Genomic DNA, 11,138 nt, shown 5'->3' with positions numbered 1-11,138 from the left:
AGGGCCGCGTGTACCGGCGCCAGCGGATCTTGGTGGTTGTTCCGGTTATTGCGACTGATGGGTATGATGCCGATCACCCGGGTGGCGAACCAGGCCAGCAGTGGGTTGCGCATAAAGTAGTCGGCGGCGGCCACCGGGCGCAGCCGGTGCAATTGGCCGAGCGGAAACAGCGACATCAGCACCAGGGTGTCCAGGTGGCTGTTGTGATTGGCGACGACAATCGCCGGACCCGCGCCGGGCAGCCGTTCCCGGTGGCGGATATTGAGGCCAAGTATCACCAGCACCAGGGGGCGCACGATGAGCGTGAAGAAGAGCAGTTTGGGCCAGCCGGTCATGAAACCATCCTTCGCGTCAATAGTGCAGGTAATAGAGATAATGGAAGAAAAGCGGGGCGGTGAAGGTGAGGCTGTCGACTCGGTCGAGTATGCCACCGTGTCCAGGCAGCAGGCTGCCGCTGTCCTTGATGCCGATATCCCGCTTCACCGCCGAGATCACCACATCACCCAGGAAGCCGGTGATGCCGATGATCAGCCCGGCGCCGGCCGCCTCGATCAGGGAGAGCGGTGTCAGGAAGGCCGCGCAGGCAAGCGACAGCAGCAGGGTCGTGGCGGTGCCGCCTATCAGCCCGGCCCAGGTCTTGTTGGGGCTGACCCGGGGTACCACCTTGCGCTTGCCGAAGCGCTTGCCCCAGACATACTGGGCGACGTCGTTGAGTTCGGTCAACAGCACCAGATAGATCAACAGCCCCACGCCGCCGGCCGGCGCGGTGTCACCCGGCAGGGCCAGCAGGTAGGCGGCGTGGCTGATGCTGAACACGGTGATCATCAAGCCCCAGTGAATAGTACCCAGGGAGCGCAGGAAATCCTCGGTTTCACCAATCAGAACCTTGCGTGCGGCGATCAGCAGCAGGGCGTAAACGGGAATGAAGATGATGAACATGCCGTACCAGCCGGTCGCCGCCCAGTAGTACTGCAGGGGGATGGTCAGGTAGGCCCAGAACAGCACGCGCCGGTCCGAGCGGCGGGTCGGGATCAGGGACAGGTACTCCTTCAAGGCCAGAAAGCTGATGAACCCCAGTAACCAGGTGGCGGCGATCGGGCCCAGCAGCACGGCCGCGGAAAACAGCCCGACCATGAACCACCAGGAGCGGATGCGCAGCGAGAGTTCCCCGGGCGCGGAGAGTTGGCGTCTTTTTTCGATCAGGTGGACCGCCAGCGTGGCCAACAGCAGCACTCCGAAAATACCGGCCAGCGCCCATAGAGTATGGGGATGGGGATTCATGCCTCCTCCCCGCTCAAAAGGGCGTTGCGTACCCGGTTGAAAATGGTGAACAGTGCCAGCACGGCGGCCGCAAGCAGCAGCGGCGCCAGCCAGGATCCCGGGGGCAGATCCAATCCCAGCAGCAGGCCCAGGGCACCGAACAGCAGTGCACGGTCGCTCTTGCCGAAGGGGCCGTCATAACGCCGTGTCGCGCCGATCTGGATCGCCTGGACACCGGCGAATTCGCTAAGAGTGGCCAGAAATACCAGCGCTACGATCAGCGCAGCTGGTACGCCTGGCACCAGCGCCAGGGGCAGATAGAGGAACGTATCAGCCAGCACATCGCCCAGTTCGTTGAGCACTGCCCCGAGGCGCGATTGCATCTGGTGCTCCCGGGCCAGCATGCCGTCGAGGGCGTTGAGCGCCATGCGCAGCAGTAGTGTCGCCGGCAGCAGCAGCAGCGGCCAGGCGGTGCCGGGATAGCCGGCCAGGGCAGCGCCGTTGGCCAGGGAGAGCAGTAGGGCGGCCAGGGTGATCTGGTTGGGTGTGATGCCGTGGGCCGCCAGGCGCCGGCAAATCGGTCTGAGCAGACCCTGGAAGGCCGGCTTGAGGTCATAGATGCTAGGCATGATTGATTCCTTCCCTGATGAAAATTTCCTTGGGCCAGACGTCTGTCTGCAGACTATCCAGCGCATGATCGCCCAGCACTATACCAGAACGGTGTTCCCGGGTGTAACGGCGGGCCGTCTCCAGATCCATGCCTTCGCTCATCAGATAGGCGATTGCTACCAGGGCGCTACGCGAAAGCCCCAGGTGGCAATGGATGTAGATCCCCCGGCGGTGTTGGCTGATGAGTCGCACGGCAGCTTGCAGCGCCGCCTGATCAGGCGTGGCGAAGTCGAGCAGGGGAATGTGATGATATTCAACGTCGTCCCAATTTCGGGTCTTGCTGGTTTCCGGGGCCAGGTCCAGTATCGCGGCGATGCCCAACGTCTTGAGGCGGGTTGCCTCGCTACGGGAGAGCCGGCGGCCGAAATAGATGCCGTCCTTGAGGTGGTTCCAGGGCGCGATGCGGGCGCGGTAGTAGTGCCAGCTTAGCCGGGTGCCGATCAGGTAGGGGGCGAACAGCGCCCAAGTGACCGGGCAGTGGCGGCCCCGGCGTTTTTGCAGAAAATCTGCCCGGCCGCCGGCGTAGGCGCCGGCCACCAGCGCCAGGCTGAGCATGGGATAGAGCAGCAGCCAGGTCCAGCCTTCAAGGGTCAGTGACAGCGCGAACAGGCCCAGGGCGGCCGTCCCGTAGCGCGCCGCCATTAGCGCCGACTGGCGGTTGACCAGCGCCTTCGGCCCCTCGTTCAGGGGAATGGTGTGCATGACCAGCAGACCGACCAGCAGACCGCCGACGAGATCGATGGCGTGGTGCTGGTAGACCGTCAGGGTGGAGAGGGCGATCAGCCAGAACCAGAGCCCCAGCAGGCGGCGGCCCCAGCCGCTCGCCATGCGCCGGGTTAACGGCCAGTTGATCAGGCTCAGGCTGATATGCAGTGACGGACACTGATTGTAAGGAAGGTCGAAAGCGAGCAGGTCGAGCAGCCGACCAAACAGGCCACCGGCCTCGGGGCGGACAAATCCAAACTGCAGCGGATGCAGCAGGAACAGCAGGCAGGAGATGCCCAGCGCCAGCAGTATGCGGCCGGCATGGCCATGGAGTTCCCGCCGGTCCCGGACCCACAGGAAACTGAGCACAAAGAACAGATCCAGCGACAGGTAGGGGACTATGGTCCAACTGAGGAAGGGAATCCGGGATTCCCAAGGCAGGTAGAGACTGGGGAGTCCGTCCAGTTCGGCGCTCAGGCTGTTGCTGCCGCCGTAGACCAGGAAGAACAGACCGCCCAGCGCCAGTGCCCAGAACAGCTTCTCCCGTTGCGTTGGGGTGTCGGGCCGGCTGTCCATGATCAGACCTCCTTCAGGGCGCTGGTGACGGTGAAGATGCCGTTGTCGTCCATGAGCTGGGACTCGGGCCTGAAGCCGGCTTGGCGTACCAGCTCATGCATCTCCGACTGGGGGCGCAGGCGCATGACCCAGGGATCGCCGTCCCGGTTGATCAAGGTGCGGGCGATCAGCTCCAGCTGTGGGTGATGGGGCTGGTTGGTAAAGATCAACCGGCCGCCAGGGCTCATCTGCCTGTGTATGGCACGCAGCGAGCGCAGCACCCGGGCGTTGTCGCTGAACAGTTCGTAGAGGCCGGAGACGATGACGATGTCCGGACGCGGCGACAGTGTTTCGATGGAGGCCGGATCGAAGGCGTCACCCGGTTCGTGCACCAGCCGGGTCACTCCATACTCCCGGGCCAGTCGGCGTCCCTCCTCCAGACCGGTCAGATCCCGGTCCCGGCAGACGGCGCTGACGCCCGGGTCGTTGCGATGCCGCAACACCTCAACCAGATAGCGCCCCGGGCCGCCGGCCAGGTCGACGATATGCACCGGCTTGTCCGGTCGACGGAGTGCGTCGACCGCCTGGTCCAGTTGGGTTTCAAGATGTATGCGACGCTGGCGAATCCCCGCCCAGCCGGCGCTGTCGAGATAGTGCCGATCAATGAGTCGCCCCAGGGGACCGAACCCCCGGGCCTGGTTGGCATACACGTAATCGAGGGTGCGGCCCGAATCGAAGCCGCTTTCCCAGCCCAGCCGTACGCCCCGGCTCAGCCGGCCCAGGGTCTGCAGGCCGATCCGGATCGCGCGGAATTTCCAGTAGGCAGGTGAGCGGGGACGGAGGGGCTTTTTCAGCCGCTGGTAGCGATCCAGGTTGCAGCGACCGGTGCCAATCTGGGTCACGCCGGTCGGTTGCCCGGTGAACTGGCGGAGGATGAAGGTGCGGGCCTCGGCGATGGGAATGTGCCGCTCCTGTTCATGGAACACCTCGTGATAGAAGCCGGGCAGGGTGCGGATCTGTTTGTCGCGGCTGCCGAGGTTGTCGAACAGGCGCTGTTGCGCTTTCCGGTGCACTACCCGGTCGCTGCCGGCGGAGAGGATCAGGGTGGGGGTCTGGATGCCGGCCGCGCCCTGGATGAGCCGCTCGGCGCTGTCGAACAGACTGGTCAAAACCCGCACGGCGATACGGGGCGAGATCAGCGGGTCGGCCGCGCGTGCTGCCGCTTCCGCCTGGTTGTGGGTGAGCATGGCCGTTTTGACATAGCTGTTGACATAGGCGTTCGGACGCAGGCGTTGCAGCAGTCGTAGTCCCGGGAGGGCGGCGGGGATATAGAGTTTGACCCGCAGGGCAGGAGAACCGAGCACCATAGCGCGGACCGGCGGGGCGTAGTCATTCACCCAGGTGGCGGCAATCACGCTGCCGACGCTGTGGCCGATGAGCGCCATGTTCTCCAGCGGTATGCGGTATTGCTCAGACAACTGGCGCACGAAGGTGTCGGCATCGCGCACATAGTCCTGGAAGTGATTGGCGTAACCCCGCTCCCCGGGTGAGTGGCCATGCCCGCGGGCGTCCCAGGCGAAAATGGCGTAGTCCGGCAGATCCAGTCGCTCTACCAGCTCCTGAAAGCGGCCCGAGTGTTCGTGTCCGCCATGGAACAGGATGATCGCGCCGCTGCAGGGGCCGTCCGGCAGCCAGTAGCGGTAGAAGAGTTCGCTGTCGTCCCAGGTCCGCAGGCGCGCCTGGCCGGAGAGGGCTTCCTGTTGTGGAGTGGCGGATAGGGTTGTTTGTGCGCTGTACATAATTGTGGCTCCTGTTTTTTGATATGCAGTAGAGCAATTGCAACCCGCTTGCCAGTTTTTTCTTTTTGTAAAAACATCAATAAATACAATGCTATAAAATTTAATACGGGTATTTGTTGTTGGTCGATATCCAGATGCGATAAGCAATATTGCGCGCATGATATACATAATATGTATAATTCGATCGATGAGTCGACTGACGGAGTGAGGCATGCTGGAAGAGCAAGAGTGGCAGTTTCTGCAGCAACTGGAAGAGACTATCTACAGTAATCCGTTCAGCATCGATCCCGCGCTGCTGGCGGTACGTTTCCCCGGTTTACCCGGGAATCTGGAAGGGCCGGCTGTCGGCGGGCACTATTTCAGCGTGATCGCCGAGCCATTGGATCGATTGTTGTCCGGTCTGGCGAAACGCGGCATCACCCGATTGCAGCAGTTGAGCGGCAGGGAGCGCGAATGGCTCAAGCACGGCCTGCTGTTCCGGACCTACCATCATTGTACCGAGGCGCTGGACAGCTATATCGAACAGCAGCTGGCACAGCCGGATCGACCACTGCCGGTCCCGTTCGCGTCCACTGTGGTGGCGGAACTGGAGCGGGGCGGTTTTTCCGGTCGAGAGGCGCTGCGCTATTTCGGTTTCTTTTTCCAACTGCGCCGCGCCTACTATTTTATCGACCGGGCACTCGTGGGGCGCACACCCTCCATGCAGGCGCTCCGGCGCGGCTTGTGGAATCTGCTGTTTACCGAGGATGCGCGTCTCTATGACCGCTACCTGTGGGACCGCATGGAGGACTTTTCGACTCTACTGCTGGGTGAGACCGGCACCGGCAAGGGCGCCGCTGCCGCGGCGATCGGGCGTTCCGGCTATATCCCTTTCGATCCCCAAAGCGGCGGCTTCAAGACCGCCTTCACCCAGGCTTTCATCGCCACCAACCTCTCCCAGTTTCCGGAGAACCTGATCGAGTCGGAGCTGTTCGGGCATCGCAAGGGCGCCTTTACCGGCGCGGTCGATAACCACAAGGGCCTGCTGAGTCGCTGCAGCCACTACGGTTCGCTGTTTCTGGATGAGATCGGGGATGTGAGCGTTACCGTTCAGATCAAGCTGCTCAAGGTGTTGCAGGAGAGGCGTTTCACCCCGGTGGGCAGCCACGAAGAGAAACGCTTCTCTGGGCGATTGATTGCCGCTACCAACCGGTCGTTGCCGGAGCTGCGAAAAAGTGGCGCATTTAGGGATGATTTTTTCTACCGGGTCAGTTCCCAGGTGTTGCACATGCCTTCCCTGCGTCAACGTCTGGAGGAGTCGCCGGACGAGCTGGCACTGATGGTGCGGCTGCTGCTGGAACGCATGCTGGGCGGTCCGGCCGAGCGGGTGCTGGATCAAGTGCTGCATATTATTCAGCGGGATCTGCCGGCCGCTTATCCCTGGCCGGGCAATGTGCGGGAGTTGGAACAGGTGATCCGTCGCTGTCTGTTGTCCCAGCGCATCGAGCCTCAGGCGTTTGCGGCGGTGGATGACGCGCCGATCGATGATCTGGCGCTGAGCGCCCGTGAACTGATGGCCCGTTACTGCGGACAGCTGTTCCGTCGTTACGGCACCTTTGAGGCGGTGGCCAGGCACTCGGGGTTGGATCGTCGCACGGTAAAGAAATACGTCGAGATGCCTGAATAGACGGCTATAGCAGACTGCGCTTTACAACAACGGTTCCAGCGGCAACAACCGCCAGAACCAGAGTTTTACCCGTTTCATCAAGCCGACATCTGCATCGGGCTCGTCCACGCCGGCTTGCCAACTGTTTTCCGGTTGCATGTCCTGTTCGATGGCCCGTTTGACCTGTTGGGCGATTGCTTGATCCCGAATTAGTACGCCAACTTCGGTGTTCAGGTTGGCCGAGCGGGGATCCAGGTTGAAGGTGCCGACGTAAGCCACGCGCCCATCCACCACCAGGGATTTGGCATGGATGGCAAAGAGTGGCTGTGCTTGGGTCGGTGGCGCAGAGGGGGCAAGCAGCGCCTGGGCGATTTTTGCATCGGGTTTGAATTCGTAAATCTCAATCCCGGCGGCAAGCAATGACTCCCGCTGGTTGGCATAGCCGGAGTAGGCCTGGAGATTATCGGTGGAGGCCAGTGAATTGGTGACGATCCGTATCGTAACGCCACGGTCGATCAATTTTCTGAACAGCTCCAGGCCTCCCGGAGGCATGACCAGATAGGGGCTTTGGATGGTGAGGCTCTGCTTGGCGCCGGCTACCAGTTTGATGAGCGCCGAGGTGGTGGTTCCGCCACCACCTAACCCCTGGTCTCCGGGGTTTTTGCCGGGTTGATCGCTGACAAAATCAATATCGGTCCAGCGCATGGCATTGAGCATGACGGGAAACTGCCCTGACAGACTGTCCAGGGTTTGGCGAACTGCCGGCGCGAAGTTGGTTTTATCTTGGGCATAGCTGTGTAACCAGGTCTGATAGTCACTGACCTGCTGCGGTGTCAGTGTTGTTTGTTCGTCTTTTAGCAGTGTTTCGACGGGCACGCTAAGCGGGTGTGCCCAGAATTTTTCGAAACTCTCGTGCATTCCCTCGACTACCGGACCGGCCAGCAAGACATCCCGGTCACGGAAGTTGTAATCGTGATCGTAGTCGTAATATTCATCGGCCATATTGCGACCTCCGGTAATGGCCACCGATCGGTCATAAATCACGCTCTTGTCGTGCATGCGTTGATTGGCGGCGCGGAAATCGCTTACTAATCCCCATACTCTTTGCCACAGGGAGACACCGACCGAGTGCAGCGGATTGTAGATGCGTATCTGAACATTGGGATGGGCAGCCAGTGACAGCAGGGTCTGGGGTTCGGCATCGATCAGCAGGTCGTCGACAAGGATGCGTACCAGGACGCCCCGCTCAGCGGCGCGCAGCAGTGCTTCGCTGGAGAGGGTGCCGATGTTATCGGTGCTCCAGATAAAATACTGCACATCGATTGAGTGGCGTGCTTTGTCGGCCAGCCAGGCGCGGGCCAGCAGTGAATGCTCACCCTTCTCCAGTAGATAGACGCCACTATTTCCACGCTGGACCTGTGCCGTGTGCGCTATGTCGGTGATCTGCAGGTCGGCAGAGGCGACCGGGGTCGTCGCGACCAGTAGCGCGGTTATCAGGAAGCGGGAAAAACGGTTGACCATCCGGTTCATCCATGTCCAATTCGAGGTGGTTATTTTTTAAATGGACCAAGCATAGCGTGATCGGACGGCAGAAGCAGCCGCCCCATGTGTGGAGATGTTACCGATTTTTGGTGTGGCTGATAAAGCAGACCATCATTCATTTATGAGGTAATCACCACGCCTGCTCCAAGTGTTTGTCCGGCTGTAGTTTGATAGACTTTTTCACCGCACACGGTTGAATGTTTTAGTCGGAATGTCTCGTCAAGAGAGGACAGCACGATGCCCATCGACATGACCCCGCATTACCATGCTCTGCAGCGCATGTACCTGGCGGCCCCGATCAACCGGATCTATCAACCGGATATCCTGGTTACGGAGGGGTGGGCGGAGATCTCTATCCAACTGCAGGAGGATTTCCACCATTCGGCAGGTGCCGTGCACGGTTCGGTCTATTTCAAGATGCTGGATGATGCGGCCTTTTTTGCCGCCAGCTCGTTGGAGCCGGAGTTCTTTGTCCTGACCGCCTCCTTCACCACCTACCTGATCCGTCCGGTTTCATCGGGAGAGATGCGTTCGGAGGGCCGGGTGGTCAGCCAGACCCGGACCCAGTTTATCGCCGAATCGACTGTCTACAATGAACGGGGTCAGGAGCTGGCCCGCGGCAGCGGTATCTTCGTCAAGGGTAAACACCGTTTGCAAGAGGCCCTGGGTTATTCCGAATAAGGTTGGGCACGTTTTCCGCGCCTCCGGGCAAACTCCAATCCAGCGAGTAACAGCGGTAATGGTAGTGGCAGGCCCCTGTGCCTGCCCGGCTCGATTATCGCGCCGGCCTCCGGGCAACCACGCTGGGCTACTGAACCGAAGTGTGCGACAGGATCCAGCCATCACCCGACTTAGATGATCAGGGCCACGCTCTTCACCTGGGCATAGAGGCGGCACCCTTCGTGCAGGCCGATGGCCATGGCGGAGCGTCGCGTAATGCGCGACAACAGGGTTTGACCATCCTCCAGCGCCAGGCGTACCAGCAGTTGGCTGGGGCTGATCTCCTGGGTGTCTACCACCCGGGCCGGCAACAGGTTGATAATGCTGGTGTCGGAATGGGCCTTCAGCGACAGGCTCACATCCCGCGCCTGGATCTCCACCCGCGCCCGTTTTCCCACCGCGATCTCTTGCCGGGGTACGGCCACCCGGCCGCCCAGCATGCCGATCCAGGTCAGGTGGAAGGTTGGATCATGGGACGAGATGCTCCCCTCCAGAATGGAGGTGGCTTCGGCATAGCGGGCCAGGGAGAGATCCAGCCGCGTCATCATGTTCGCCGCTTCCCCGTAAGCCACCACCTTGCCCTGGTCCAACAGCACCACTTGGTCGGCCAGCCGCGCCACCTCACGGGGATCGTGGGAGACGTACAGCGAGGGGATGCCGAACTCATCGTGCAGCGACTCCAGGTAGGGCAGGATGGCTTGCTTGGCGGTGTGATCCAGCGCCGAGAGCGGTTCGTCCATCAACAGCAGCCTGGGTGAGGTGAGCAGCGCCCGGGCAATGGCTACCCGCTGGCGTTCGCCGCCGGACAGCCGCTGGGTGGCCCGCTTCAGCAGAGGGCCGACTCCCAACAGATCCACGGCGCTATCGAAGGCGATCTTGCGCTCTGCCGCCGGCACCTGGCGCCAACCGTACTCCAGGTTCTGCTGTACCGAGAGGTGCGGGAACAGGCTGGCCTCCTGGAACACATAGCCCAGGGGGCGTTGGTGGGTGGGCATGAAGTAGCCCCGGTCCTGCCACCGCTCGCCGTTGATCCGCACCTGGCCGTGATCCGCCCGGATCAGGCCGGCGATGGCACGCAGTACACTGGTCTTGCCCGAGCCGGAGTGACCGAACAGGGCGGTGACACCGCTGGCCGGGGTGTTGAACACCACTTCCAGGTTGAAATCGCCCAGGCGGTGGGCCAGTGAGACTTCGATATCACTCACATTCCCTCCCGACGCAGCCGCCGCTCGGTGTGATACATGGTGTAGACCACCAGGAAGGAGAACAGCAACATGGCGCCGGAGAGCCAGTGCGCCTGGGACCACTCCAGCGACTCAACGTGATCGTAAATGGCAACCGAGATCACCTTGGTCTGGCCCGGAATATTGCCGCCGATCATCAGAATGACGCCGAACTCACCCACGGTATGGGCGAAGCCCAGAACGGCTCCGGTGAGAAAGCCGGGCCGGGCCAGCGGAATGGCCACGGTAAAAAAGCGCCTGAGTGGGGATGCGCGCAGGGTGGCGGCGACCTCCAGCGGGCGCGTGCCCGTCGCCTCGAAGGCGTTGCGGATCGGCTGCACCACGAACGGCAGGGAGTAGATCACCGAGCCGACCACCAGTCCGGGAAAGGTGAAGGGCAGGGTGCCGAGCCCCAACGTTTGGGTCACCGCTCCGACCGGTCCGTCCGGCCCCAGCATCAACAATAGATAGAAGCCCAGCACCGTCGGTGGTAACACCAGGGGCAGCGCCACCAGGGTGCCGACCAGCTCCCGCCACCAGGCTCGGGAACCGGCCAGCCACCAGGCCAGCGGCGTGCCCAGCAGCAGCAACACCAGCGTAGTGGTGGTGGCCAGCTTGACGGTGAGCCAGACGGTTAGCCAGTCAACAGTCATGATCGGACCCCGCTAACCGGGCACCTGGACGGGAATCAGGTATCACGCCGTTCCACCAGCTCGGGATCGGCGGTGATGGGGCGATAGATCTCGATACGCGCGCCCTCTTCCGCCGGCGCGTCCAGTTTAGTCACCTTACCGAAGATACCCACCTTCTGGCTATCCAGGTCGATCTCGGGGAACTGCCTAAGCAGGCCGGAGTGTTCGATCGCCTGGCGGATGGTACTGCCGTCCGGTACCTCCAGCTTGAGCCAGACCTGTTTGAATCGGTCCGCATACGCCACGCCTACATTCATGCTCCGCTACCTCCTACAAAGCCGCTTCGCCGGCGGCCGTGGTCGACTCATCCAGCCTGCGGCGACGAGCC

At 61.9% G+C, this 11,138-nt stretch carries 11 protein-coding genes; 2 read left to right on the top strand and 9 right to left on the bottom strand.

Going from position 1 to position 11,138, the window contains the following annotated elements:
- From ACQY5R_RS17920 to ACQY5R_RS17900, 5 genes are all read right to left on the bottom strand, one after another.
- Positions 1-335 (bottom strand): lysophospholipid acyltransferase family protein (locus ACQY5R_RS17920; protein WP_428610652.1); only part of this gene is annotated, 335 nt, incomplete at its 3' end.
- A gap of 16 nt (positions 336-351) precedes the next feature.
- Positions 352-1,281 (bottom strand): phosphatidate cytidylyltransferase, encoded by a 930-nt coding sequence (locus ACQY5R_RS17915; RefSeq protein ID WP_428610650.1) that lies wholly within the window; start codon positions 1,279-1,281, stop codon positions 352-354.
- Positions 1,278-1,889 carry a CDP-alcohol phosphatidyltransferase family protein gene (locus ACQY5R_RS17910; RefSeq protein WP_428610649.1) on the bottom strand — a complete coding sequence of 204 codons (612 nt, stop codon included), beginning with the start codon at positions 1,887-1,889 and terminating at the stop codon, positions 1,278-1,280. The genes ACQY5R_RS17915 and ACQY5R_RS17910 overlap by 4 nt, the downstream gene beginning before the upstream one ends.
- Positions 1,882-3,210, bottom strand: coding sequence for a dual specificity protein phosphatase family protein (locus tag ACQY5R_RS17905; RefSeq protein ID WP_428610648.1), 1,329 nt, complete (start codon positions 3,208-3,210; stop codon positions 1,882-1,884). Before ACQY5R_RS17905 ends, ACQY5R_RS17910 begins: the two co-directional genes overlap by 8 nt.
- A 2-nt stretch (positions 3,211-3,212) precedes the next feature.
- The gene (locus ACQY5R_RS17900) at positions 3,213-4,988 is read right to left on the bottom strand and encodes a bifunctional alpha/beta hydrolase/class I SAM-dependent methyltransferase (protein ID WP_428610647.1); all 1,776 of its coding nucleotides are present in this window, start codon (positions 4,986-4,988) and stop codon (positions 3,213-3,215) included.
- A gap of 211 nt (positions 4,989-5,199) precedes the next feature.
- Between ACQY5R_RS17900 and ACQY5R_RS17895 the strand changes: the two genes are divergently transcribed.
- Complete coding sequence (locus tag ACQY5R_RS17895) at positions 5,200-6,654, top strand: sigma 54-interacting transcriptional regulator (protein ID WP_428610645.1); 1,455 nt, start codon at positions 5,200-5,202, stop codon at positions 6,652-6,654.
- A 21-nt stretch (positions 6,655-6,675) separates the two neighbouring features.
- Here the strand turns inward: ACQY5R_RS17895 and ACQY5R_RS17890 are convergent, their stop codons facing one another.
- On the bottom strand, positions 6,676-8,163 hold the full coding sequence (locus tag ACQY5R_RS17890) for a phospholipase D-like domain-containing protein (protein WP_428610643.1): 1,488 nt from the start codon (positions 8,161-8,163) through the stop codon (positions 6,676-6,678).
- A 249-nt stretch (positions 8,164-8,412) separates the two neighbouring features.
- Between ACQY5R_RS17890 and ACQY5R_RS17885 the strand changes: the two genes are divergently transcribed.
- On the top strand, positions 8,413-8,856 hold the full coding sequence (locus ACQY5R_RS17885; protein ID WP_428610641.1) for a PaaI family thioesterase: 444 nt from the start codon (positions 8,413-8,415) through the stop codon (positions 8,854-8,856).
- 170 nt (positions 8,857-9,026) lie between these two features.
- Here ACQY5R_RS17885 and modC read toward each other — a convergent pair whose 3' ends face one another.
- From modC to ACQY5R_RS17870, 3 genes are read right to left on the bottom strand one after another with little or no spacing between them, the layout of a single operon-like run.
- A complete protein-coding gene (modC, locus tag ACQY5R_RS17880) occupies positions 9,027-10,100 on the bottom strand; it encodes a molybdenum ABC transporter ATP-binding protein (protein WP_428610639.1) in 1,074 nt (357 codons plus the stop codon).
- Entirely contained in the window at positions 10,097-10,771 is a 675-nt protein-coding gene (gene modB, locus ACQY5R_RS17875; RefSeq protein ID WP_428610638.1) for a molybdate ABC transporter permease subunit, read from the bottom strand. Before modB ends, modC begins: the two co-directional genes overlap by 4 nt.
- Positions 10,772-10,806: 35 nt before the next feature.
- A complete protein-coding gene (locus ACQY5R_RS17870; protein ID WP_428610636.1) occupies positions 10,807-11,067 on the bottom strand; it encodes an RnfH family protein in 261 nt (86 codons plus the stop codon).
- Positions 11,068-11,138 lie beyond the last annotated feature (71 nt).

Origin of the sequence: Sedimenticola sp., from assembly GCF_050289425.1 — a bacterium.
GTDB lineage: Bacteria > Pseudomonadota > Gammaproteobacteria > Chromatiales > Chromatiaceae > Sedimenticola.
The sequence above is the reverse complement of the archived record's forward strand: the minus strand, read 5'-3'. Positions and strand labels throughout refer to the sequence as shown.

Coding starts and splice junctions, on each gene's coding strand:
- ACQY5R_RS17870 (WP_428610636.1), bottom strand. CDS start 11,067: ATGAATGTAGGCGTGGCGTATGCGGACCGATTCAAACAGGTCTGGCTC.
- ACQY5R_RS17890 (WP_428610643.1), bottom strand. CDS start 8,163: ATGAACCGGATGGTCAACCGTTTTTCCCGCTTCCTGATAACCGCGCTA.
- ACQY5R_RS17905 (WP_428610648.1), bottom strand. CDS start 3,210: ATGGACAGCCGGCCCGACACCCCAACGCAACGGGAGAAGCTGTTCTGG.
- ACQY5R_RS17900 (WP_428610647.1), bottom strand. CDS start 4,988: ATGTACAGCGCACAAACAACCCTATCCGCCACTCCACAACAGGAAGCC.
- modB (WP_428610638.1), bottom strand. CDS start 10,771: ATGACTGTTGACTGGCTAACCGTCTGGCTCACCGTCAAGCTGGCCACC.
- ACQY5R_RS17910 (WP_428610649.1), bottom strand. CDS start 1,889: ATGCCTAGCATCTATGACCTCAAGCCGGCCTTCCAGGGTCTGCTCAGA.
- ACQY5R_RS17885 (WP_428610641.1), top strand. CDS start 8,413: ATGCCCATCGACATGACCCCGCATTACCATGCTCTGCAGCGCATGTAC.
- ACQY5R_RS17915 (WP_428610650.1), bottom strand. CDS start 1,281: ATGAATCCCCATCCCCATACTCTATGGGCGCTGGCCGGTATTTTCGGA.
- ACQY5R_RS17895 (WP_428610645.1), top strand. CDS start 5,200: ATGCTGGAAGAGCAAGAGTGGCAGTTTCTGCAGCAACTGGAAGAGACT.